We start from the raw sequence: 23,237 nt of genomic DNA, 5'->3' as shown, positions 1-23,237 counted from the left end.
TTTGGAAAGGTCACGGTCTTATGAAATCGAGTTCCATCCCGAGCGATCGGGATGGAGCTGCCGCTGTCGTCTCGGAATAAGGAAGGAGCCATTCCCATGCTGCCGCATGTCGAGCCGACCAACGTGGCCGCAGCCGTCGACAAACTGCTTGCTGAACGAGGCGATGGCCTGCTGTCGATGAAGGCAGCGATTGCGCTGTTGCGCGAACGCACCGGAACGGAGCGCTCGGACGCCGATCTTGAAGGGCTGATCATCAAGAAGGCGGCGCTCCTCGGCGTTGCTGTCCTGTGTGACAGAGAGGCTCAATAACGGTGCCTGCCGCTCAAGACGCGGGTCGAAATTTCGGCTAGAACAAAGTTGCTTACGCATGAACCGAGCCGACGGAGGCAACAGTGACGGACAGGCAGGAACGGATTCGCCAGCGGGCACACGCGATCTGGGAACAGGCAGGCAGGCCCGACGGGGCGCATCAGCAGCATTGGGATCAGGCTACCGCCGAGATCGACGCAGAAACCGCCGCGCAGGAGACCGCCAGCCGGCCGAAGCCGAAAGCACGCCAGCCTAAGCCGACGCCGGCCGCCAAAGAGGGAACCAAACCCAAGGCGCGACCGCGCAAAGCGTGAACTCGAGCGGATTTGATTGCATCGCTGGATCTCGTGGTTCGGTTGGCCCATCGTAAGGCGGGACCAGTCCTAACCAGTCCCGCTGCCGCCCACCCGCGATGGTAAGGCCGGATTGTCGTGGCTTACTACTTACCGCAATTGTTGTCGTTGACAGTCGGGGAAACCGTCCCGGCAGGCTTGTTGGACGCATCGGGTTGGGCACCTTGCGGGGTTGCAGGGCAGTTTTGATCCGCATTGGAGTTCATGGCACCCGTCGTGCCCATCGTGCTGCTGGTCGTGCCAAGGTCGATGCCATTCGGCTTGGGCTGGACGACGATGCTCTTCTCACTGCCAGGCGCATTGTTGTCCGAGCCGGCATTCTGGGCCATCGCCGCGGTCGCCAGACCGGCTGCAAGTATGGAGGCTGTCAGGATTTTCGTAAGCATGTTGATCTCCATCATTCGGTTGTCGTCGCATGGCGACTACAGAGAAAACAATGCGGGCGACGGAAATGTTACGGCAAAAATGGCGCAGCACGGTGAAGCAAACACGCGCATGGTGGACCTTCTCGGCCCGTTTTCTATTGCGTCGTGTCGGATTGATGTAGTCGTTTTCAGATTTAAGAATTCGCCTTATTTCGATCGCTGACCGTTGCGGCGACGTTCGTCTATCGCGGCGCCCGTCAGTTGACGCTCGCATTGCTTCACCCGGCAGAGGACCTTCCCGAAGTAAAACTTTCGGAAAATTTCACTACAAACTTCACTCGGCTGTTGTGTGAACAGATACCATGAGGCCAGTAAGTTGATCGGCAAAGAAACCGATAATCTTCTTGCAAATTAGTAGGTATGCAACCGGCGATGTCGCGGGCTGTTCAGCGCAACTACAGCAAGGAGAGTGTTATGACCATCATAATCAAAACAATCACCGATGCGGTGGCGGGCAGCGCAGTTGTTTTCATGCTCTCGATGCCCGTGAATGCCGCGGACGGAATTGCCGTTGGTGTTGGCACTTCCATTGGCGGCAACGGCGGCATCAAAGCCGGCCTCGGCGCGACGGTTGGTGGCCGCCAGGGCATCAACGCTGGTGCCGGCGCAACGGTTGGGGGCAGCGGCGGCATCAAGGCCGGCCTCGGTGCGTCGCTGGGCGGCAGTCGCGGCATCAACGCCGGCGCCGGCGCAACGGTTGGCGGTTCCAGCGGCATTGCCGCGGGCGCCGGCGCGTCGGTCGGGGGCAGAAGCGGCATCAACGCCGGTGCCGGCGCCACGATCGGCGGTTCCGGTGGCATTGCCGCCGGCGCGGGGGTAGGTGTCGCCAGCGGCGTCAGGGCCGGCGCGGGGGTCGGGATCGGCAGCGGCATCAATGTCGGCGCCGGTGTCGGGATCGGCGGTGGTACCAATCCGAGCAATCCGTCCAACCCGGGCAGCCCGTCCAATCCCAACAATCCCAGCAATCCCAACTTACCCCAGGTCGTCGCCGACATGTCGAGCGACAAGTTGGCCAGGATGAAGAGGCGCTGCGTCGACGTGCTCAGCAGCGAAGGCACTTATGACAGCGATTTGCGCCAGTTATGCCTGCTGATCGCGCGCCGCTAGGGCGGATACATCGGAATGAAATGTCGGACCGGCCGAGAGGCCTTCGTCCACCAAACCTCCATCAGTCCAAAGCCCGCCATTATGGCGGGCTTTTTGCCGAGCACGTGGCGGCAGCATGACGGGGGCTCACAAGAGCACGCGCCTCAATGCGCTTGACGGCCAAAATCCGGCGAAACGGTCACCCCGCCCTCCAAGGGGTCCCGACCCAGCGCGGGACTGCTTTGCATCGGTTCGGGGCACGCGAACTCCGCCAGATCGGCTTGCGTGAAGCCGTCGAACTCGATAGCTGCGCCTTGGAGTTGGGCTGCTTGCATGACGAGCCATTCGATGTCTTCGCGCGCAACATTCTCGGCGAGGTTCTGCAGTCGCACGGCTTCGGCGACGGCAGTCAGATTGATGGCAATCCTGGACCGCAATGTAGCCCGAACTCGGGAATTGACGTCGTCATGCAGACGAACCGAAAATCTGTAGCGCATGGAAAACCTTCCTTTCAGGAGCGGTTTATCCCTCGCTTCCACCATGCGCCCAGGGGCGGCGATTGACAAGCGAAAATCTTGAAAAATCGTGCAGTATCAAATAGTTAGTGTATTTTGTCGATTGTGCAGTTGATGCTTGATCCGCTTCATTGGATTTCTGCACGGATCACGCATCTGGAGGCCTTGACGTCCTCTGCCAACATACCTAACTCTACAAAGAATTAGGAACATACTAACTCAGCTAGTTATAGCCTGGTATGGCTGGAGGCCGAGATGTCCGAACTGGAACGCCCGGAACGATTGCAGATCATGCTGACCGTCGATGAACTGGCGGCGTTGGAGAACTGGCGCTTCGACAAGCGCATGCCGAGCCGGTCGGCCGCGGTACGCGAACTTTTGAGGCGAGGCCTCACAGCCGATGGTTTCCTGACGGCGGCGCACGGGACCAAGTCGCGCGACTTCGGCATCCTGCCGCATTCTGCCGATGGTGACGGGGCAGTCGAGGGGTCTTCCAGCAGCGAACAGTGACATCTCCAGCGAACCGCGTTCGCCCGCCGCACCTCATATGCCCTTCACGGCCACTGGGTATCATCAAGCAGCTTGGTTTATCTGTGTGGCCCCTCCGCCGTCGGTTGACAGAGCTGGCGTTGCAGATACATTGCACAGGATTATACAGGTGCAATGAACAGGTATGCCTATGGTCCGCCGCGTGGTTCAATCGTATCCGGGCACGGGCAAGCCCGAACAGATCGCCACCGTTCTCGAACATGAAATCCGCTCCGGTGTTCTGGGCTTCGGCGACCGGTTGCAGAGCGAGAACGAGCTCGTCCAGCGTTTCTCCGTCAGCCGCAACACCGTTCGCAAGGGCCTCGAGGAACTGTCCAGCCGCGGGCTGATCACCACCAAGGTCGGCATCGGCTCTTTCGTCACCTTCGATGGCAAGCCCGTCGATGACTCGTTGGTCGCGGGCGCTCGCCAACGCCGGCGCAAATGCCGAGACGCGGACGCTGCGGCTCGAGGTGATCGAGGACCCTGATCTTGCCGCACTGCTTGGTATAGAAAACCCGTTTTTCATCGCTGTCGATCGGGTGCGCACCAATGCCAGCGACGGCCACGCTATCTCCATTGAGCGCAGCCGCCTGCCATTGTCACCCGAACTGGAGGACGTGCCGTTACGCGGTCTGCGCGAAGGCTCGCTCCACCAGACGCTCCGCGGCGCCGGTCTCATTCCAGACCATGGCGAGGAATGGGTCGGCATCGAAATGCTCAACCCAGAGGACGCCGCAATCCTCGGCTGCCCGCAAGGCACGCCGTTCCTGCGCGGTTGCCGCTTGACCCGCGCCGCCGATGACCGGCCGATAGAATATGTGACCAGCCTGCTCAACCCGGCGCATTTTGCGCTGCATATGAGGTTCTGAGTGATGCCGGACGACACCGGGAACATAACCGATCGGGCCATGGGAGCGCTTGTGGGCGGGGCACTGGGAGATGCGCTGGGAATGCCGACGCAGCTTTTGTCGCCGGCGCGGATTGCCGAACTCTACGGTCATGTCGAGGATTTCATTGCTCCTTTCGCCGACCATCCGGTGTCGAAGGGACTCCCGGCCGGGACGATCACCGACGACACAGAACAGGCGCTTCTGCTTGGCCGTATCCTGGTCGAATCCGGTAACCGGTTCGACCATGCGCGGTGGGTCAACGCGCTGCTCGACTGGGAACGCGATGTCAAGGCGCGCGGCAGCTACGATCTGCTGGGACCATCAACCAAACGCGCCATCGACGCCATCAATAACGGTATGCCAGCCGAGGAAGCGGGACGCAGCGGCGACACAAATGGTGCAGCCATGCGCATCGCGCCAGTCGGCATCATGATGCCGCCAGAGCCGCTTGACGCACTGGTCGGCAAAGTGGCCGAAACTTGCAGGGCGACGCACAACACGTCAATCGCAATCGCTTCGGCCGCAGCGGTCGCTGCCGCCATCAGTCGCGGCATCGCTGGCGGTGACTGGCGCGCCGCTTCCGACAGAGCCATCGCCGGGGCGAGGCACGGGGCAACGCTCGGCTATTGGGTGACCGGCGGTGACATCGCCGCGCGCATCGGGTGGGCGCAGAAGCTCGTACGCGGCAAGGAGACGAGCGACGCGATCCGGCTGATCACCGATTTGGTCGGCACCGGCGTCGCCAGTCAGGAGTCCGTTCCGGCTGCATTCGCGGTGCTGGAAGTCGCCGGCGGCGATCCCTGGCAAGCGGCAGTCATCAGCGCCAATCTCGGTGGCGACACCGACACGATCGGCGCCATCGCGGCCGGCATGGCCGGTGCCTGCACCGGCTTTTCCCGATTGCCACAGAAACACATCGCCCGGATCAAAGGCCTAGACATTGGGCGGGTGCGCGCGCTCGCCGCCGACTTGGTCGCCCTGCGGACGGCGGAGAGCAGGTCCGGCAAGGATGCGGCAGCATGAGCGGGCGTCTCGTCCATATCGGCAGCGCGGTGGTCGACTATGTCTACCGCATCGATGCCTTGCCGGCACCGGGCACGGAGAAGACCGCATCGAGCTTTGCACAAGTCGCCGGCGGCGGCTTCAACATGATGGTCGCGGCCAGCCGCACCGGCATGAAGGTGGTGTTCGGCGGCCAGCTCGGCAGCGGACCCAATGGCGACTTCCTGCGCGCGGCCTTAGCCACGGAGGGGATCGAGACACTGACGCCGGCATCGCCGGTTCTGGACAGTGGCAATTGCGTCGCCATGATCTCGAGCGATGCCGAGCGCACCTTCGTCTCGTGGCCTGGTGCAGAGAGTTTGCTCAGCCTTGACATGATGGCGCTCATTTCGGTCGCACCGGGCGACTGGGTGTTCACCTCCGGCTATACGCTTAGCTATCCGGGAAGCCGAGAGGCGCTTGTCGACTGGATCGAGGTGCTGCCGGCGGAAATTCCTTTAGTCTTCGATCCGACGCCGATCATCTCAGACATTCCGCGCACCATTCTCGACCGGGTGCTGGCGCGCACGAGCTGGCTGAGCTCCAACGCCGCCGAAGCGGCTGAGATCGCCGGCACCGGCGATGTCGAGGCTATTGCTGCCCGGCTGCTGGCCAGCCACTGCCCCAACGCGGCAGGCGTGGTCGTCCGCGCTGGCGCAAAAGGCTGCTTCGTGCGGCTGGCCGACGGCACCGCCCAAGATGTGCCCGGGTTCAAGGTCGCGGCGGTAGACACCAACGGCGCCGGCGACACTCATATCGGCGCCTTCGTCAGCGCGCTCTCGCACGGCGTGTCGCCGTTCGAAGCGGCGCGTTACGCCAATGCGGCGGCGGCGCTCTCGGTCACCCGCCATGGCGGGTCGACGGCGCCGAACGACCAGGAGATCCAGCGATTCCTCAGCCATGACGATCGACCGACGACCGTGCATGGCCGGAAACAAGAGGCCCATTTCTGACAGCCTATGGGATAACAAGCCCGCCAACCGGGCAATAATGAGAGGAACGAACATGCGCATGCCCAAACTGACTGCTTTTCTGACGGCAACCGCTGTCTTCGCTTCGGCGCTTACGCTGGCCGCCAGGGCCGACGAGGTGCACGTACTCAACTGGAAGGGCTATGGCGCCGACGAGCCCTGGGCCATAGCCGCCTTCGAAAAGGCAACCGGCAACAAGGTCGTCAACGACTTTTTCAATTCCGAACAGGAAATGCTGACTAAGCTCAGGACCAATCCCGGCCTTTACGATGTCGTCATGATCAATGCCGCCTTCAACGATCAGGCGATGGCGGAAAAGCTCATTCAGCCGATCGACACGTCCAAGCTGGCGAACTATGCCGACATCAGCAAGGACAAGGCCGGATCATCGATGCTTGTCCATGACGGCAAGGTCTATGGGGTGCCGTGGGTTTGGGGGCTGACGGCGCTCGCCATCAACGACAAGTCATTCGACAAGCCGCCGACCAGCATCGCCGAAATGTGGGATCCCGCCCACAAGGGCCGCGTTACCATCCGTGACGATGCCGTCGAGGCCGTGCAGTTCGGCGCCATCGCTACCGGCCAGAACATCAACGACGTCAAGGACATGGAGGCGGTCAAGGCGAAGCTGACCTCGCTGATGCCGCAGATCAAGACGTTCTGGAGCTCGGAGAACGACTGGAACCAGATGGTTGCCTCCAACCAGATCGACATCGGCACCTATTGGAGCGGCTCGGCCGACCGCGCCAAGACGCATTTCAAGCTGCCGGTCTCGCTGGTCATTCCCCAGGAGGGTGCTGTCGCCTGGCTCGACGCCTTCTCCATTCCGGTCGGTTCCAAGAATGTCGCCGGCGCCGAGGCCTTCATCAACTACATGATCGACCCGACGTTCTATGTCGAATGGGTCACCAAGGTCGGCGCGCCGGTATCCGCCAATACCAAGGCTGTGGAAACACTTCCCGAGGATGCGTTCAACCGCAAGGTGATGGGTGACCCGGCAGTTGCCAAGCGCATCGAGTTCCAGGCGCCGATCACAGACGCCCAGCGCGAAGCCTATCTGTCGCTCTGGCAGCAGCTCAAGGTCAACGTGAAGTAACAGCAGAAAGCGGGATCAGCCGATCATGCATGTCGGCTGATCCTTCCCTGGGAGGATGTCATGGCAGCACAGGTTGCAGCCGCGTCGCGCAGCGGGCTGAGATCGGCCTTGCCGCTGCTGGCGCCTGCCTATCTCTGGCTGACGGTTGCGATCTTCCTGCCGCTCTCAGCCATGGTCTTCTTCTCCTTCATGACCGACCTGCCGCTATCGGGAAAGCCGTGGGCATTCACGCTCGAAAACTATGCCGCCTTCTTTTCACAAAGCCTTTACCTGACATTGCTGGTGGCCTCGCTGCGCCTCGGCCTCGAGGTGACGCTGTGGTGCATCGTGATCGGTTATCCCGCCGCTTACGTGCTGGCCAAGGTGCTGAAAGGCCGCAGCCGCGAGGCGATTTTCCTGCTCGTCATCCTGCCGTTCTGGTCGAACGGGCTGGTGCGCATCTTCTCGTGGGCGATGGTGCTGCGTGAAGGGGGCATTCTCGACACAGCGCTCAACGCCGTGCTGCCGTTCAAGATCAACATTGATCTCATGTATTCCTATCCGGCCGTCATCATCGGGCTGGTGCACTCCTACGTGCCTTACATGGTGCTGACCTGCTATCTGACCCTGCAGGCCATCGATGACTCGCTGATCGAGGCTGGGCGCTCGCTCGGCGCCTCGCGGCTGCAGGTGCTGAAGCGGGTCATCATTCCGCTGTCGATGCCGGGGCTAGTGGCGGGCGCAGTACTCATCTTCGTGCCGGTCGTTGGCTCGTTCATGGAACCGCGCATCCTCGGCGGCCGCACCGGCACCTTCTACGGCACTGTCATCGAGGACCAGTTCGTTGCCGTGTTCAACTGGCCGCTGGGTGCCGCACTGTCCTTCATCCTGCTGGCTGTGGTGCTGGTCATCCTGGCGGTTACTTCGCCAGTGCTGCGGAGGGCCGCTTAGTGGCGACGACCCGAATCCTGGAATGGCTCGGCCGGGTCTACATTCTGATGCTGCTCGCCTTCCTGTACCTGCCCATCATCATCATGGCGCTGATGTCATTCAACGTCTCGCCCTTTTACCAACTGCCGTTCGAGTGGACGACGGAATGGTATGCCTCGCTCTGGCAGAACAATCAGCTGATCGCGGCCACGCGAAACAGCGTCGAGATCGCCGTCATCACTACCATCATCTGCACCGCGCTCGGCACCGCGGCGTCGCTAGGGCTCTATCGCTACGACTTCCGCGGTAAGAAATTCCTGCAGGCGCTGCTGTTTCCGCCGATCGCCATACCGTGGCTGATCACTGGCACGGCGATGCTGATTTTCTTTTTCGGCGTTGGCATCGGCCGCGGGCTGCATGCCATCCTGCTCGGCCACGTGGCGTTGGCGCTGCCCTATGTCATCGTCGTCGTCTCGGCCCGGCTGCAGACATTTGCGCCGGAGCTCGAAGAGGCGGCGCGCTCGCTCGGCGCCAATCAATGGCAGGTGACGAACCGCGTCACGCTGCCCTGGATCATGCCGGGCGTCATTGCCGGCGGGCTGTTCGCCTTCGCCGTGTCCTTCGACCAGTTCGTCGTCTCCTACTTTCTGTCGACGCCCGGCCAAACGACGCTGCCGGTCGAAATCTACGCGGCGATCCGCAAGGGTTTCACGCCCGAGATCAATGCTGTCTCGACGATCATCATTGTTGTGTCGATGGCGCTGATGCTGCTGACGGCGCGCTTCTTCAAATTCGGCGGAGAGAAATAATGGCGGGCGTGCAGGTATCGAATGTGTCGCGCAGTTTTGGCGCGCACAAGGCGCTGGACGATGTCTCGATCGATTTCGCCGACGGCGGCTTCTACGCCCTGCTCGGTCCCTCCGGCAGCGGCAAGACCACGCTGCTGCGCCAGATCGCAGGCTTCGACTTTCCCGACTCTGGTCGCATCTCCATAGGCGGCGAAAGTGTTGAGCGGGTGCCGGTGGAGAAGCGGCGCATCGGCATGGTGTTCCAGAACTACGCGCTCTTTCCCAATATGAGCGTCTCCGACAATGTCGCCTTCGGACTGTCGGTGCGCGGCGAGCCCAAGGCGGTGATTGCCAGCGAGGTGCAGCGCGCACTCGACCTCGTGCAACTCGGCACGCTCGGTGGTCGCCGGCCGCACCAGCTCTCCGGCGGCCAGCGCCAACGGGTGGCGCTCGCTCGCGCGATCGTCACCACGCCGCGCGTGCTTCTCCTCGACGAGCCGCTCGGCGCGCTCGACAAGGCGCTGCGCGTGGACATGCAAATCGAATTGAAGCGTATTCAGCGCGAGATCGGCATCACCACGATCTTCGTCACCCACGACCAGGAAGAAGCGCTGACGATGAGCGACCGCATCGGCATTCTGCGCGATGGCAAGCTGGTGCAGGAAGGCCCGCCCGAGGAGATCTACGATCGGCCGAAGAGTGAGTTTGCCGCCACCTTCCTGGGCGACGCCAACATCCTTCGCGGCAACGCCACTGGTACGGGCATCCGGCTGCCTGACGGAACGGGGATTGCCGCAGGCGCGGGGGCTACGCTTGTCGCCGGCATGAAGGCGAGCTGCGCCGTGCGGCCCGAACGAATCCGCATCGCCACCAATGCCGGCGTTCCGGACCGAGCCCATGCCAACATGCTCACGGGGCGGGTCTCTAAGCGTATCTTCGCCGGCAACAACAGCACATATTTTGTCGATCGCGATGGCCAGACAATCAAGGTCATCGTGCAGAACACCGGCATCGAAAAGCTGGCGGAAGGACAACAGGTGGTGCTGCGCTGGTCGTCCGAGAGTACGGTGCTGATCGACGCGAGCTAGCAGATCCAATCCTTCAGTCTTGCCAGGCGGTCGGCAATCGGGGAAAGCATGGTCGGGCAAACTCCGAAGCGGAATGCTCGATGCCCCTTGAATTGAATGCGGGCGACCAGTCGATGCTGCATGGCGAGCAAGGCTCGGCAGCGGCTGCCGCCATGAAGATCCTGGTCGCCTTCGCGAAGGCGGTCGACGCGCGCAAATTGCTGGACATTGCCGGTGCCCATATCGACGGCTGCCTCTATCACGGCCAGGCCAGCCTCGATTTCGTCGAAAGGCTGATCGAGGGCGGCGGCCGCGTTCGAGTGCCAACGACGCTGAATGTCGGCTCGTTCGATCTGATCCATCCCGGACTGGTGAAGATGACAGCCGCGGAAGAAGTGCCGGCGCGCCGTCTGATGAAGGCGCATCTGGAACTCGGCTGCCAGGCGACCTTCACCTGCGCGCCCTATCAGACGCGGTTTCGGCCAGGGTTTGGCGAGCAGATTGCCTGGGGTGAATCCAACGCCATCGTCTTTGCCAATTCGGTGATCGGTGCGCGGACCAACCGCTATGGCGATTTTATCGATTTGTGCTGCGCAATCACCGGGCGCGCGCCAGCCTGGGGGTTGCACCTGATCGAAAACCGGCGTGGCCAGGTACTGTTCGAGCTGACTGGCGGCCTCGAGCCTACCGACGCCCTGTTTGTCGGCGTCGGGCTGATCGTCGGGCAAAGGAGTGGCGACCGCATTCCGGTGATATCGGGCCTGCCGCCGCCGCGCGACGAGGACCAACTGAAGGCGCTGGGGGCGGCGGCGGCAACGACGGGCGCGGTGGCGCTATTTCATGCCGTCGGCATCACACCGGAGGCGAAGACCCGCGAGGAGGCGTTGCACGGCCTGATGCCGGAGCAAAAAATCCGTATCAGCTGCGCCGACATCGACCATGCTCTGGCCAGGCTATCGAGCGTCCCCGACGGTGTGCTGCTTGCCGCCGTCTCGTTAGGCACGCCGCATTTCTCCTACGAGGAATGGATGCGCCTGTTGCCGTTGCTGCGCGAGGTCGCGCCGGGCAGAGGCGTTCCGATCTATGTCAACACAGGGCGTGCCACCCTGGCGCGGCTGCAGGACGAAGGCGCACTGGCCGGCATGGGAGCATTCGGCCTCGTTCCGGTCGCCGACACCTGCACTTACGTCACCACGATCATCGAGCGGCTCGACGGTGTGGTGATGACCAATTCGGGCAAATGGGCGCATTACGCACCTGGCAATATCGGTGTCTCGGTGGCCTTCGGTGACATGGAGGACTGCGTCCGCTCGGCTGCTGCCGGCCGCGTCGTGCGAGGCGCGCCATGAGGGGGCCGGACAGAACAGGTACATTCCACCTTGCCGGCTCGGCACAAGGCCCGGCGCTGGTGCTTTCGCAGGCGCTCAGCTTCTGGGGCGGAATCGACGTCGAAACGGGCGACATCATCGACCATTCGCACCCGAACCTCGGCGGCAACATCGCCGGCAAGATCCTGGTGATGCCGAGCGGGCGGGGGTCGTCGTCCTCGTCTTCGGTTCTGGCCGAAGCGATCCGCAGGGGCACGGCGCCGGCCGGCATTATCCTGGAGCGGCCGGACCCGATCCTTGCCGTCGGCGCCATCGTTGCCGAATTCCTCTATGAAATCAGCATGCCGCTGGTCGTCTGCGAGATATCAGGCATTGTCTCCGGCGACCGGATCGCAATCGATCTGGGCGAAGATGCCCAAGCGATGGTGAGCAAGATCTAGCCGGCCATCAGTCCCGCCGCGCCCCGCCGCCAGTAGGCTGCCGCCAATGTTTCGTTGCGGCCGAGCGTCAGCGTGCCACGCCAGTGTTCGCGCACGGTCCTGGCGGCGGCTGCTTCGGCCGCGAACCAGCCGAATGCCGAACCGGTCGGCCATGCGACCGACCGGATGGCGCGCGCCAGCCTGTCGTCGAGCCCGGCCGGCACGCTATTTCTCGGCAGCCAATGCAGCTCGATACCGGTCTTGTTGTCGATGGCCTGCCGTTCGCCGTCGTCGGCGATCTCTATGAAGGCCACGCCTTTGGTCTCGGCGGGCAGCGTCTCCAGCATGCGGGCCAGCGCCGGCAGGCCGGTTTCGTCGGCGCCCATGAGATACCATGATGCCGGTCGTACCGGACGGCCGACCGGCCCCATGATGCCGATCTTCATGCCAGGCGCCGCCTGCATGGCCCAGCAGGCGCCGACGCTGTCGCCGGGATGGATGAGGAAGTCGACGTCGATGATGCCGTTTTCGACGTCGAGGGCTCGAATGGTATAGACGCGCGCTACCGGGCGCCTGTCGTCCGAGGGCCAGGCCGGCAAGCCATTGCTGCCAAGCACGGGCCAGAGCGGATCGGGGACATCCCTGGTCGGGAACAGGATGCGGATATGCATGCCGCCGAATTTTGCGAAGCGCGTCAAATCCTCGCCGGCGAAGCGGATGCGGCGCATATGCGGGGTCAGGTCGCCGACCTGGGTGACGACCATCTCACGGAACTGCGCAAGTCGGGTTTCTTCGGCGAGATCGCCGGTCCAGACGATCTCGGGTTTTTCTTCCTTGGCATAGACTTCGACAGCGGTAGCCAGCAGGTCCTTGATGCGGGCCAGCCCATCGCGGTCGGCGGCGTTGGCCCGCATCACCAGCCGCTCCATGTCAAGGGACGCGTCGCCGAAGGCGAAGCGGAAGTCGAGCCGCTGCCCCTCGCGCGAGGCATCGGCATCGAAGCTTTGCAGCCTGTCGCTGATGCGGTCGATGTAATGCGGCAGGTTGCGCAGGTTCAAGCGCGCTTCGCAGGCCAGTCCGCTCGCTGATGCTTGCCTCATTCTCAACCTCCGATCCTGCCTGTGAGCGCCACCTTGAAGGTGCGGCCCTTGCCCTGTTCCGTTGCCGCCGTCGTCGACCAGGCGCTTTGCGGGTCGGTGTAGGCGGTGTTGAAGACGTTATCGACGCCGAAATCGAGCTTGGCATGGTCATTGATGCGCCAGTTGGCAAAGACGTTGACCAGGTCGAAGCCTTCATCGACCACGGGCGGCGCGTCGGGGTTGGTGCGGCTTGTCCGGGTGATCTTGCCGACGCTGAGATATTGCGCACCGACGGTGAACTGGTCCTCCAGCATGCGGAAACCGACGGTCGCCGAGAAGCGGTCGAGCGGCGTGTTGTTCAGCGCCTGGCCGGAGTAAACGCCGCTGACGACCTTGGCGTCGATCAGGGCGCCGGCGAGGTTCACGAAACCCCAGCCATAGTCGTAGACGGCCTCGGCCTCGATGCCCTTCAGCCGTGCGTCGCCGATGTTGATCGCCGTGCGCGGCAACACAGTGAGGTCGACGTCGATATAATCTTCGACGGCGGTGTGGAAGACGTTGACCTTGGCACGAAACAGGTCACCCGCGGCCAGCACATCGTCATATCTAAGATTGATCCCGGCTTCCCAGTTCTTCGCCGTTTCGGGCTGCAGAAGCAGGTTGGGCTGGTAGCTGTCGCCGCCGCCATGCGCGCCGCCGCCGCGGTAGACGTCCTGCAGGCCCGGCGCCCGGTAGCCTTCCGAATAGGTGCCGTAAAGCTGGAAACCTTCCAATGGCGTTAACCCGACGGTGAGGCGCGGCGACCAGCGGTCGCCGGAAATCGAGGCTTCCGCCGGCGGCACGGTCTTTGTCTCACCGTCGAGTTGATAGCCGTCATAGCGCATGGCGGCGATGAGCTGCAGCCAGTTCTCATAGTCGCCCTGCCATTGCAGGAAGCCACCATAGCCCTGCTGTTCGCCGGCGCCGAAATGCGCGGCGTCCGACGAAGCCTTCAGATAGTAGTAATCGAGGCCGTAGGTGAGGGTGTGAGCGATCTCCCAGGCATCGAAGCGTGAGGAGTTCTTCAGGTTGAAGCCGCTCGTGGCGACGTCGTAGTAGCGGAAGTTGCCGATCGCCGTTGCCGGCCAGACCTGCGTCTGCTCGGCGCGCGTGCGGTTGTGGTAGGCGTTGACACTGAGGTCGACCAGCTCGTTGTCGTCCGGCCTCCACGTATAGCCAGCCGTGTAGGTCTGGTTGGTCGTGTCGGTGTCGTAGCAGCTCAGCGTCGGCGAGGTCGAGCCGCTCGATCCGGTGACCTGGTCGCTGTAGCGCTGAAGGATCGCGCCGAGCTTGAGCTCGTGGCCGTCGGCGGGCCGCAGCGTCGCCTTCACATAGCCGCTGGTGATGCTCTCTCCGGTCCATGGCACGGTGTCGCCATTGCCATCGGTGTAGCTGTCGCGGTCGCGGTAAATGACGTTGCCGATGATGTCGGCGTCGTCGCTGAAACGGTAGGCACCGGTGGTGCTGGTGGTGAAGCCGTCGCCATTACCCTCATAGCCCAGCTTTTCGCTCAGCGCCCAGCGTTCCTCCTGCTTGAGGAAATCGCCGGCATCCCTGGTTTCGAAGGAGACGACGCCGCCGATGCCGCCCGAACCATAGGCATTCGAGACCGGGCCGCGAATGACGGTCGCTTCCTTGATCAGTTCCGGCTCGACATAGAATGAGCCCGAGCCGTGGCCGACGCGCCAGTAATCCTGGCGGGCGCCGTCGAGCGTCACCACCACGCGGCCATATTGTTCGAGGCCGCGAATGTTGATGGCGGTCGCCGGATCGTCGCCGTTCATCGAGGCGGCAACGCCGGGCGTGGTGCGGAACATGTCGGCGGCGGTGTCTGGCTGGATGCGTTCGAGTTCTTCCTGATCGACGGCGCTGATGGCGGCCATCGATTCGATGATCGCGGTCTTGATCATCGTCGCCGAGATGGTGATCAGGTCGAGCACGGTCGGCTCGTTCTGCCCAGTTCTAGTCTGTTGGGGGACCTTGACCGGCCGGTCGGCCTTGGCGGCGGCGCCTTTCTTCTCCGGCTCCTGCGCGGCGGCTAGTGGCGCGGCACACAGGCCGAGCGCGAAGGCGAGCGCGGTGCTCGCGATCAAGGTCTTGTTGCTTGTCAGTTTCATGCGTGCAGCCCCCGGAAAAGCAAAGATTGCTGGCGGCGGCCGTTGGCCCTGGCTGGCATGATGGAGAAGCCTCGACACGCGGGCCGGGCAGGGCTACTTATTAAAACATGATGATAATAGTCAACTTAATTTTACAGGCCGCGACCATGACCGAATTATCTAAAATGGAGCAGCGAAACGGCGGGGTCTGCAGCGGTAGACGGTGGAGGCAGACGCGCTGGTTTCAATTGGGCGGGATGGTGGCGGTGCTGATGCTGGCGCTTTCTGCTCTTGCGCCGTCTTGCGGCTTCAAGGCGCTGGCCGCCGAGACGATTGTCGATGCATCGGGGCGCACCGTCGCGACCGGTCCGGGAACCAGGATCCTGACACTCGGTTCCGATGTTACCGAGATCGTCGATGCGCTGGGTGCCGGCGAGCGGATCATCGCCGTCGATCGCGGCAGCAAATATCCCGCTTCCGTCGCGCAAAAGCCCAATGTCGGCTACCGGCGCCAGTTGTCCGCCGAAGGCTTGGTCGCGCTTCGCCCGGACCTGATCCTGGCGGCCGAAGACAGTGGGCCGCCGGAGGCGATCGAAGTGCTCAAATCGCTGGCGATCCCGATTGTCCTTGTCCCGGAAGACAACAGTCCTCAAGGCATCGACCACAAGATTACGTTGATTGCCGCCTCGCTCCACCTCGAGGACAAGGGCAGGAAGGTTTCAAGGCAAGTGCTCGACGCCTTCCAGGCCGCTACCGACCTCGCCGCGAAAATGCCGGCCGAGCGACGCAAGAAGGTGGTGTTCTTCCACGGCCTCGTGCGGCTGAGTGCTGCCGGTGCGGGCACTGCGGCCGACGCGATCATCCGCTATGCCGGCGGCATCAATCGATGGCCGTAATGCAGGGTTACAAGGCAGCGTCGGAGGAGAAGCTGATCGAAATGGCGCCCGACGTCATCCTGATGATGAGCGACGGCAAGGGCGGACCCACCGCCGAGCAGGTGTTCGCCACGCGCGCGCTGAGCGCCACGCGGCGGCGAAGGCAAAGGCGCTGATCGTATTGGACGGCGCCTATATGGTCGGCTTTGGCCCGCGCACCGCCGATGCGGTCCGCGACCTGGCGCAGGCGCTGTATTCGGAGACAGCAGGCGCCGACTAAGTCATGAACTTTATGACGTCATGTTCAGTGGGTACTCGCGCCCCATCTGCCCCAAGCTTCCGTTCAGATCTCCGGGATGCTTTCCCTGAAGATCACCTGCAGCCTTGGCTGGTGCAGTTCGTAAGGCAATCCCCTGACCGCATGGGTCAAGGTGTTGAGCGCTTCGCGGGCTTCGACGCGCGGGTTCTGGTCGATGACCGCGTCGAGCGTGCCGTCGAGCAAAAGCTCCTTGGTGCCTTCCGTTACCTCATGGCCGAGAAAGACCGTCGACAGTGCCCGCCCGCGTTCCCGTAGCGCGCGGGCGATGCCGGTGTTGCCGGCGCCGACATTGTAGATTGCGGCCAGGTCCGGGTGCCGATCCAGCAGGGCGGAAGCCTCCGAATAGGCCTTTTCCCGATCGTCGAGCATTTCGCGCATCTCGACGATCTGCAGATTGGGCGATTCTTCCGTCAGTATGTGGCGGAAGCCCATCTCGCGCTCTTCGTGGCCGCGGTAGGAGAGCGAACCGGCGAACAGCGCGACCTTGCCCGGACGCCCTGCACCCATGAAGCGGTTGAGCAGGTAGCCGGCGAGCCGGCCGGCGGCGCGGTTGTCGATGCCGATATAGGCGACCCGCGGCACATGCAGGATGTCGGAAGCGATGGTAACGACCTTGACCCCGCTGGCCGAAAGCGAGCGGATCGCCTCGCGGACCGTCGGATGGTCGAGCGCGATCACACCGACGCCTTGCGTCTGCCCGTGCAGTTCCTGCAGCAGACGGGCAAGCCGGTCCGGATTGAAGCCTTCGATAGTGGCGACGCGGACGTCGAGGTCCGGCCGCGACTGCGCCTGCGCCTCGATCTGGCGGTGCAGCATCTTGATGAAGGAATTGGTGCCGGCGGGCAGGGCGAAATCGAGCCGTATAACCTCACCAGGTATCGCGTTGCGCGAGTTCGGATTATTCGAATTTTCAGCGATATAGCCAAGCCGTTGCGCCGTCTCGAGCACGACCTCGCGGGTGCGCGCCCTGACCCCGGCGCGGTTGTTGAGCACACGGTCGACCGTAGCGGCGGAAACGCCGGCTTCCCGGGCTATGTCTGTCAGGGTGGACCGCACTGTCGATCACCTCATTCCAAAATGCGCCAAGGGCGCATCGAGATTACGCATTTCATGGGTCCGCTGTCGAAGCGGCGGCTTCATCGCCAGCCGCGATTCTGATGGGAAATGATGTAACCAGCCTTGGCCGATGCGCAAGCTGCCGCGCTACACCAAAATGCCGAAGCGGACCAAAGCGGGGAGGTGGGCAGCCTCGCTCCCTCAAATTCAAGCACTGGCTTCAGTGTGAGTGCCTTGATACACGCCATTCGTCCCCTCCCATGAGATGTTATGAGGTGTCTTGATTATTTATGATGTTGACAGGCTTCGTATAGTGCCGTCAATATCCATCATAAGGGCCGTGGAGGAACAAGGCCCTGAGGGAGGAGTTCCAATGTCGAATTTGATCCGCGTGTCGCGGCGCCGTTTGCTGGCGTCCGGTGGAAAGGCGGCAGTCCTTGTTGCTGCCGCAGGTATCGCACCGAAATTCATTCGCCCAAGCCGTGCCTATGCGGCCGATGCCCTGGCGCCCGGCATGATCGGTGGCCCGACGGGCTTCGACGGCTCGGAGCGCTATCAATATGGCGCTGACACGCCCGAGGGCCGCGCCATTGAGGCGGCCAAGGCGATGAAGGGCGCCGGCAAGGCGCCGGCCAAGATCGTGCTTGGCCTGTCCGATGGTTCGATCGGCCAGTTGACCCAGCCGTTTCCGGCCGGTGCGCCGTCGATCAAGGATCTCTGGGAGAAGGAAACCGGTATTCCGCTCGAGATCGTCGGTGTGCCGAACGGCCAGGAATTCACCAAGACGATGCAGGACATCTCCACCAAGGGTGGTGCCTATGACATCTACGCGGTCGAATGGAACCGCCTTGGCGACCTCGCCGAAACCGGCGGCATTCTCAAGCTCGACGACTTCGTCGCCCAGTACAAGCCGGAATGGGACGATCCCGAGCGTGGCTACGTCAATGGCGCCAAGGGCGTGTCGCTGCTCAATCAGTATCGTGGCTCGACCTATGGCGTGTCGCTGGATGGCGACTTCCAGACCTGGGTCTACCGCACCGATCTGTTCGGCGACGCAAACGAGAAGAAGGCCTTCTCCGACAAATACGGCTATGAACTGGCGGCGCCGAAGACCTGGAAGCAGCATGACGAGATCGCGGCCTTCTTCCAGCGCCCGGACAAGGGCCTGTTCGGCTCGACAGATCTGCGCAACCAGGGCTGGGGTTATACCAACTGGTATCAGCGTTATGTCTCAATGGCTTCGCCCAATCAGTTCCTGTTCGACGATACCGGCAAGCCGCTGATCAATTCGGAGCAAGGTATTGCGGCGACCAGCGAGTACATCGCGTCGCTTGCGCACCATTCGCCGGATGCGATCTCCTGGGGCTGGCCGGAGCAGTACGGCAATTTCGCCAAGGGCGGTGCGGCCATGACCTGCGCCTTCTCCAATTTGCCGAAATTCCTCGACAATGCCGGCAACAAGGATTCAGCCGTCACCGGCAAGATCGGCTCGATGCTGCCGCCCGGCCGCGAGATCGACGGCAAGCTGGTCAGCCGTTCGGTGCTGTGGCTCAATCTGTCGGCGTCGGTGTCCTCGCAAGCCAAGAATCCGGAGGCCTGCTACCTGTTCCTGCAATGGCTGGGATCTAGTCGCATCTATGCGTGGATGACCGCCAACCCGGGCGGTTACTTCGATCCGTTCCGGCTGTCGGATTTCTCCGATCCGCTGGTCCGCCAGACCTATCATGCTTACCACATGGACGTGGTGTGCGAGACGGTCGCCCGCACCGTGCCCACCATCAACTATCCCGGCGCCACCGCCTTCCACAATGCGCTGGACGAGAACCTCGTCGCCGCGCTGACCAAGGCCAAGACAGCAGAGCAGGCTATGGCCGACACCGAGGCCGAGTGGAAGAAGATTGCCCGCCGCACCGGCGAGGAGAAGCTTCTCGAAGCCATCAAGACCAACAAGGAGGCCTGGCCCACCGTTCTCGATCCGATCGCCTGATCCTCCCGGATCTTGCCAAAGAGGGGAGGAGTGATTGCTCTTCCCCTCGATAACGAAGGACCCAGCAAAGCCGCAAGATGAAGCGTTCAGTTCCTTTCGAGATATTCCGCTATGCCGCGATCTTTGCGGCAATGGCGGTGACGCTGGTGCCGATCCTGTGGATGATGTCGATGGCGTTCAAGCCGATCGCCGAATGGTCGGCGACCGGCGCCGACCTGACCTGGTGGCCGAAGAACCCGACACTCAGCAATTTCCGCTTCGTCTTCGGTGAATCGACCAACAATCTTATCGTCGCGCTCGACCGCACAGCTTTGAAGCCGATCCTGTCGTCGCTGCTGTCGGCCACGTTCGGCACGGCGATCGCCATGTCGGCGGGCACAGCGGCGGCCTACGGGCTGTCGCGCTTCAACTCGGGCCAGAACCTGCCGCTGGCGCTGATCCAGCTTCGCCTGTTTCCGCCGATGGCGGTCATGACCCCGGTGATGATCATGTGGGCCTTCCTCAACTTCACCGACAGCTGGTGGGGGCTGTCGCTGATCTACGGCATCGTCACGCTGCCTTTCGCCTTCTGGCTGATGAAGACCTTCTTCGACGACATGCCGCGCGAGATCGAGGAGGCGGCACTGGTCGAGGGCTGTTCGCGGTGGCGCGTCTTCACCCGCATCACGCTGCCGATGATGCGGGCGCCGCTGGCCAGTGCCGCGCTGTTCGTCTTCATCCTCAACTGGTCGGACTATCTGATTGCGCTGCTTCTGACGACGCGCGAATGGGTCACGGTCCCGGTCTACATGGCCTCGCTGTCCTCCTCGATGACCGGACAGCTCTACGGCGCCAAGGCAGCTCTCGGCCTGATCGCCGCGGTGCCGCCGGTGATCATGGGCATCGCCATCCAGCGTCATCTGGTGCGCGGGCTGACCTTCGGGGCGCTCAAGCAATGAGCTCGGTGACAGCCACGATTTCGGAGGGCGACATGCAAGCCTCCAAGGCGGCGTCGGTGTTGCCGGACGAGGGCGCGCGGCTCGGATTCCGGCTGACCCTGCCGGCGCAGATCCTGGTGCTGTTCATCGCCGTCTTCCCGCTGCTGATGCAGCTCTACATCAGCCTGACCGACTGGTCGCCGCTGTCGGGCACCGGCTGGTGGAATGCCTGGTCGATGTGGAACAGTTTCGCCAATTACACCGACCTTGCCGCGGACGCGCGCTTCTGGAGCGCGCTGAGGCGCACGGCCATCGTCATGATCGTCTGCGTGCCGGCGGAGTTCCTGCTCGGCCTCGCGCTGGCGACGCTGTTTGCCGACGAGTTTCCCGGCAAGCGGATCTTCTATTCGATCCTCTTGATGCCGATGATGGTGGTGCCGGCGGTGGCCGGCTACATGTTCTTCATGCTGTTTCAGTCGGGCGGCCCGGTCAACGACATCCTGTCGGCGATGTCAGGCTTTCCCGTCACCATCGCCTGGCTCTCGGATCCGACGCTGGCGCTGATCGCGGTGATGGTCGCCGACATCTGGCAGTGGACGCCGCTAATGTTCCTGATCCTGCTTGCCGGCCTGGTCGGCGTGCCGGAGGACCAGATCAAGGCGGCGACGCTGCTCGGCGCCAACCCCTGGCAGCGCTTCGTCACCATCGTGCTGCCGAAGATGAAGACGATCATCATCATTGCGCTGGCGATCCGGGTGATCGAGAACTTCAAAATATTCGACACCCTCTACATCATGACCGGCGGCGGTCCCGGGGTCGCTACCGAAACCATCTCCGTTTACATCTACAAGCTCACCACGCAGGACCTGATCTGGGGCTATGTGGCGGCAATCGCGCTGGCCATATTGATCGTGCTGTCCATCGCCGCTGTGTTTGCCATGAAACGCATGGCCCGGGTACGCGAGGTGGCGGCATGAGCACGATCCATCTGCAAAACCTTGTCAAGAAATTTGGCGACTTCACTGCGCTGCAGACGATGGATCTGGCCATTGCCGACGGCGAGTTCATGGCGCTGCTCGGGCCGTCCGGCTGCGGCAAGTCGACGACGATGAACATGATCGCCGGCATGGAAGAGCCGACCAGCGGCAAGATCCTGTTCGGCGAACGCGACATGGCCGGCGTGCCGATGGGGCGGCGCGGCGTCGGCTTCGTCTTCCAGAACTATGCGATCTTCACTCATATGAGCGTGCGGCAGAACCTCGCCTACGGCCCGAAAATGCGCGGCGCACCAAAGGCCGAGATCGACCGCCGCGTCGGCGCCATTGCCGAGATGCTGCAGCTGACGCCGCTGCTCGACCGCAAGGCCGACCGGCTTTCGGTCAACATATTGCAGCGGGTGGCGATTGGCCGTTCGGCGATCATGGAGCCGGCGATCTTCCTGCTCGACGAGCCACTGTCCAATGTCGACGCCGCCTTCCGGGCGGTGATGCGGACCGAATTGAAGCAACTGCAGCGCCAGTTCCGGCAGACCATGGTCTACGTCACCCACGATCAGCTTGAAGCGATGACCATGGCCGACCGCATCGCGGTGATGGACCACGGCGTGCTGCAGCAGGTCGGCACGCCACTGGAAGTCTACAACAACCCGGCCAACGTCTTCGTCGCCCGCTTCATCGGTGCGCCGGGCATGAACCTGCTCAAGGGCTGGTTGGCGGAAAGTGACCGTGGCCTGGTCGTCGATCTTGGCCCACTCGGGGCGACGCCGCCGCTGCCGGTCGAGATCGCCGATGCCGCCAGCCGGATGCGCGGCGAGGTGTTTTATGGCTTTCGACCGGAGCAGGTGACGCTGGCCGAAAGCGGCCGTGGCCTCTGCATGCCGGTGAGTTTCGTCGAGCGGATCGGCGCGCGCACCATCATCCATCTTGGCGACGGAGAGACCGCGGTGAAGGCGGTGTTCGACAATGATGTCGGGCTGGCGATCGGGCAGACAGCCGTCGTCGCGCCTGCGGCGGAGGCGGTGCGCGTCTTCGACGCCGCTACCGGCCTTGCGTTGAGAGCAGGTTGAGATGGCCGATATCGTTTTCCGTAATGTGACAAAACGCTATGGCGGCACGCTGGCTGTCGACGATGCCTCGTTCGCGGCCAACGACAACGAGTTCTTCTGCTTCTTCGGGCCGCCGCTGTCGGGCAAGTCGACGATACTCCGTCTGGTGCTCGGGCTGGAAACCCCGGACACGGGCGAGATCCTGATTGGCGGCAAGCCGGTCAACACGGTGTCGCCGGCCGAGCGCAATGTCGCCATGGTGTTCCAGAATCTGGCGCTGTTCCCGCATATGAGCGCGCGCGACAACATCCGTTTTCCTTTGGTCGAGCGGAAGGTGGCAGAAGCCGAGATCGAAAAACGCGTCGCCGATGTCGCGGCCAAGCTGCATATCAGACATATCCTGCACAAACCGCCGGCGCAGCTTTCCGGCGGTGAGCGGCAGCGCGTCGCGATCGCCCGCGCGCTGGTGCGTGATCCGGCTGCCTATTTGATGGACGATCCGATCTCGGCGCTCGACGCCCGGCTGCGCGAGGAGACGCGCGTCGAGCTCAAGCGCATCCAGCGCGAGCTCGGCAAGACGCTGATCTATGTCACGCACGACCAGGAAGAGGCGATGTCGGTCGCCGACCGCATGGCCATACTGGAGAGCGGCAAGATCAGGCAGATCGGCGCGCCGGCCGAGATCTATGACCGGCCGGCCAGCACCTATGTGGCGCGGCTGCTCGGCTCGCCGATGATGAACATATTGAAGTCGGTGCACGGCGCGGAAGGCGTGGAGGCGGCCGAAGGCACGATCCGCATCGCGGACAAGGCGGCGCCGGCCGATGCCGTCGAGATCGGGCTCAGGCCGGAAGACATCAAGGTCAAGGCCTGGTCGGATGGAATCTCGGACGGGGGCGCGGGCCGCCCGGCGCTCGTGTTCGAGGTCGAGCCGCTCGGCGGCTACACCGTGGTGACGCTCGCCGCCGGGCAGGCGCGCCTGCGGGCGCTGTTGCGCGGCCAGCCGGACATCAGGCCGGACGCGATGGTGGCGATATCCTGCGAGCCGGGCAGGGTGCATTATTTCGGGCAAAGCGGGGAAGCGCTGGCAAGATGAC

At 63.0% G+C, this 23,237-nt stretch carries 27 protein-coding genes; 22 read left to right on the top strand and 5 right to left on the bottom strand.

Going from position 1 to position 23,237, the window contains the following annotated elements; genetic code table 11:
- Positions 1-51: 51 nt before the first annotated feature.
- Both NKH43_RS10580 and NKH43_RS10575 read left to right on the top strand, forming a co-directional pair.
- Positions 52-309 (top strand): hypothetical protein, encoded by a 258-nt coding sequence (locus NKH43_RS10580; protein ID WP_352481616.1) that lies wholly within the window; start codon positions 52-54, stop codon positions 307-309.
- A gap of 83 nt (positions 310-392) precedes the next feature.
- A complete protein-coding gene (locus NKH43_RS10575) occupies positions 393-623 on the top strand; it encodes a DUF2934 domain-containing protein (RefSeq protein WP_352589766.1) in 231 nt (76 codons plus the stop codon).
- Positions 624-748: 125 nt separating this feature from the next.
- Here NKH43_RS10575 and NKH43_RS10570 read toward each other — a convergent pair whose 3' ends face one another.
- A complete protein-coding gene (locus tag NKH43_RS10570; RefSeq protein ID WP_023723028.1) occupies positions 749-1,063 on the bottom strand; it encodes a hypothetical protein in 315 nt (104 codons plus the stop codon).
- Here NKH43_RS10570 and NKH43_RS10565 point away from each other — a divergent pair.
- Complete coding sequence (locus NKH43_RS10565; RefSeq protein ID WP_352858046.1) at positions 1,047-1,250, top strand: hypothetical protein; 204 nt, start codon at positions 1,047-1,049, stop codon at positions 1,248-1,250. The two genes, NKH43_RS10570 and NKH43_RS10565, sit on opposite strands and share 17 nt — an antisense overlap.
- Before the next feature lie 251 nt (positions 1,251-1,501).
- Complete coding sequence (locus tag NKH43_RS10560; protein WP_352858043.1) at positions 1,502-2,194, top strand: hypothetical protein; 693 nt, start codon at positions 1,502-1,504, stop codon at positions 2,192-2,194.
- Between the two features lie 143 nt (positions 2,195-2,337).
- Here the strand turns inward: NKH43_RS10560 and NKH43_RS10555 are convergent, their stop codons facing one another.
- The gene (locus tag NKH43_RS10555; RefSeq protein ID WP_352858040.1) at positions 2,338-2,670 is read right to left on the bottom strand and encodes a hypothetical protein; all 333 of its coding nucleotides are present in this window, start codon (positions 2,668-2,670) and stop codon (positions 2,338-2,340) included.
- Between the two features lie 273 nt (positions 2,671-2,943).
- Here NKH43_RS10555 and NKH43_RS10550 point away from each other — a divergent pair, with 273 nt between their 5' ends.
- The 11 genes from NKH43_RS10550 (at position 2,944) to NKH43_RS10500 (ending at position 11,749) form a co-directional block, all read left to right on the top strand.
- Entirely contained in the window at positions 2,944-3,198 is a 255-nt protein-coding gene (locus tag NKH43_RS10550; RefSeq protein WP_292664224.1) for a hypothetical protein, read from the top strand.
- A gap of 169 nt (positions 3,199-3,367) precedes the next feature.
- Positions 3,368-3,706 (top strand): GntR family transcriptional regulator, encoded by a 339-nt coding sequence (locus tag NKH43_RS10545; protein ID WP_352858037.1) that lies wholly within the window; start codon positions 3,368-3,370, stop codon positions 3,704-3,706.
- Positions 3,621-4,088, top strand: coding sequence for a GntR family transcriptional regulator (locus NKH43_RS10540; protein WP_352858034.1), 468 nt, complete (start codon positions 3,621-3,623; stop codon positions 4,086-4,088). The genes NKH43_RS10545 and NKH43_RS10540 overlap by 86 nt, the downstream gene beginning before the upstream one ends.
- Positions 4,089-4,091: 3 nt before the next feature.
- Positions 4,092-5,132, top strand: a complete 1,041-nt coding sequence (locus tag NKH43_RS10535; RefSeq protein WP_352858031.1) for an ADP-ribosylglycohydrolase family protein — start codon at positions 4,092-4,094, stop codon at positions 5,130-5,132.
- Positions 5,129-6,103 carry a PfkB family carbohydrate kinase gene (locus tag NKH43_RS10530; protein ID WP_352858029.1) on the top strand — a complete coding sequence of 325 codons (975 nt, stop codon included), beginning with the start codon at positions 5,129-5,131 and terminating at the stop codon, positions 6,101-6,103. The genes NKH43_RS10535 and NKH43_RS10530 overlap by 4 nt, the downstream gene beginning before the upstream one ends.
- A 52-nt stretch (positions 6,104-6,155) precedes the next feature.
- The gene (locus NKH43_RS10525) at positions 6,156-7,217 is read left to right on the top strand and encodes an ABC transporter substrate-binding protein (RefSeq protein WP_352858027.1); all 1,062 of its coding nucleotides are present in this window, start codon (positions 6,156-6,158) and stop codon (positions 7,215-7,217) included.
- A 60-nt stretch (positions 7,218-7,277) separates the two neighbouring features.
- Positions 7,278-8,147, top strand: coding sequence for an ABC transporter permease (locus tag NKH43_RS10520; RefSeq protein WP_352858025.1), 870 nt, complete (start codon positions 7,278-7,280; stop codon positions 8,145-8,147).
- Complete coding sequence (locus tag NKH43_RS10515) at positions 8,147-8,935, top strand: ABC transporter permease (RefSeq protein WP_031194613.1); 789 nt, start codon at positions 8,147-8,149, stop codon at positions 8,933-8,935. The genes NKH43_RS10520 and NKH43_RS10515 overlap by 1 nt, the downstream gene beginning before the upstream one ends.
- Entirely contained in the window at positions 8,935-10,002 is a 1,068-nt protein-coding gene (locus tag NKH43_RS10510; protein WP_352481610.1) for an ABC transporter ATP-binding protein, read from the top strand. The genes NKH43_RS10515 and NKH43_RS10510 overlap by 1 nt, the downstream gene beginning before the upstream one ends.
- An 80-nt stretch (positions 10,003-10,082) precedes the next feature.
- Entirely contained in the window at positions 10,083-11,330 is a 1,248-nt protein-coding gene (locus NKH43_RS10505) for an aconitase X (RefSeq protein WP_352858021.1), read from the top strand.
- Entirely contained in the window at positions 11,327-11,749 is a 423-nt protein-coding gene (locus NKH43_RS10500) for an aconitase X swivel domain-containing protein (protein ID WP_023721289.1), read from the top strand. Before NKH43_RS10505 ends, NKH43_RS10500 begins: the two co-directional genes overlap by 4 nt.
- Here the strand turns inward: NKH43_RS10500 and NKH43_RS10495 are convergent.
- Positions 11,746-12,828, bottom strand: coding sequence for an SIP domain-containing protein (locus NKH43_RS10495; RefSeq protein WP_352858018.1), 1,083 nt, complete (start codon positions 12,826-12,828; stop codon positions 11,746-11,748). The genes NKH43_RS10500 and NKH43_RS10495 overlap by 4 nt on opposite strands.
- A 2-nt stretch (positions 12,829-12,830) precedes the next feature.
- A complete protein-coding gene (locus NKH43_RS10490) occupies positions 12,831-14,963 on the bottom strand; it encodes a TonB-dependent hemoglobin/transferrin/lactoferrin family receptor (protein WP_352858015.1) in 2,133 nt (710 codons plus the stop codon).
- A gap of 251 nt (positions 14,964-15,214) precedes the next feature.
- Here NKH43_RS10490 and NKH43_RS10485 point away from each other — a divergent pair, with 251 nt between their 5' ends.
- Positions 15,215-15,838 (top strand): heme/hemin ABC transporter substrate-binding protein, encoded by a 624-nt coding sequence (locus NKH43_RS10485; protein WP_245278681.1) that lies wholly within the window; start codon positions 15,215-15,217, stop codon positions 15,836-15,838.
- Positions 15,838-15,993 (top strand): hypothetical protein, encoded by a 156-nt coding sequence (locus tag NKH43_RS10480; protein WP_352858013.1) that lies wholly within the window; start codon positions 15,838-15,840, stop codon positions 15,991-15,993. The genes NKH43_RS10485 and NKH43_RS10480 overlap by 1 nt, the downstream gene beginning before the upstream one ends.
- A 167-nt stretch (positions 15,994-16,160) precedes the next feature.
- Here the strand turns inward: NKH43_RS10480 and NKH43_RS10475 are convergent, their stop codons facing one another.
- Positions 16,161-17,192, bottom strand: coding sequence for a LacI family DNA-binding transcriptional regulator (locus NKH43_RS10475; RefSeq protein WP_023721287.1), 1,032 nt, complete (start codon positions 17,190-17,192; stop codon positions 16,161-16,163).
- 373 nt (positions 17,193-17,565) lie between these two features.
- Here NKH43_RS10475 and NKH43_RS10470 point away from each other — a divergent pair, with 373 nt between their 5' ends.
- From NKH43_RS10470 to NKH43_RS10450, 5 genes are all read left to right on the top strand, one after another.
- On the top strand, positions 17,566-19,179 hold the full coding sequence (locus tag NKH43_RS10470; RefSeq protein ID WP_023721286.1) for an extracellular solute-binding protein: 1,614 nt from the start codon (positions 17,566-17,568) through the stop codon (positions 19,177-19,179).
- A 77-nt stretch (positions 19,180-19,256) separates the two neighbouring features.
- Positions 19,257-20,117: a carbohydrate ABC transporter permease gene (locus NKH43_RS10465; protein WP_023721285.1), complete on the top strand. Its 861-nt coding sequence runs from the start codon at positions 19,257-19,259 to the stop codon at positions 20,115-20,117.
- A complete protein-coding gene (locus NKH43_RS10460; protein ID WP_352858010.1) occupies positions 20,114-21,073 on the top strand; it encodes a carbohydrate ABC transporter permease in 960 nt (319 codons plus the stop codon). Before NKH43_RS10465 ends, NKH43_RS10460 begins: the two co-directional genes overlap by 4 nt.
- Positions 21,070-22,161, top strand: a complete 1,092-nt coding sequence (locus NKH43_RS10455; RefSeq protein ID WP_023721283.1) for an ABC transporter ATP-binding protein — start codon at positions 21,070-21,072, stop codon at positions 22,159-22,161. The genes NKH43_RS10460 and NKH43_RS10455 overlap by 4 nt, the downstream gene beginning before the upstream one ends.
- Position 22,162: 1 nt before the next feature.
- A complete protein-coding gene (locus NKH43_RS10450; protein ID WP_352858008.1) occupies positions 22,163-23,236 on the top strand; it encodes an ABC transporter ATP-binding protein in 1,074 nt (357 codons plus the stop codon).
- The last annotated feature ends 1 nt before the right edge of the window (position 23,237 follow it).

The sequence above is a fragment of the Mesorhizobium sp. M1163 genome, assembly GCF_040318415.1.
In the GTDB taxonomy this organism is placed as follows: domain Bacteria; phylum Pseudomonadota; class Alphaproteobacteria; order Rhizobiales; family Rhizobiaceae; genus Mesorhizobium.
This window is presented reverse-complemented; position numbering and strand designations above follow the sequence as displayed.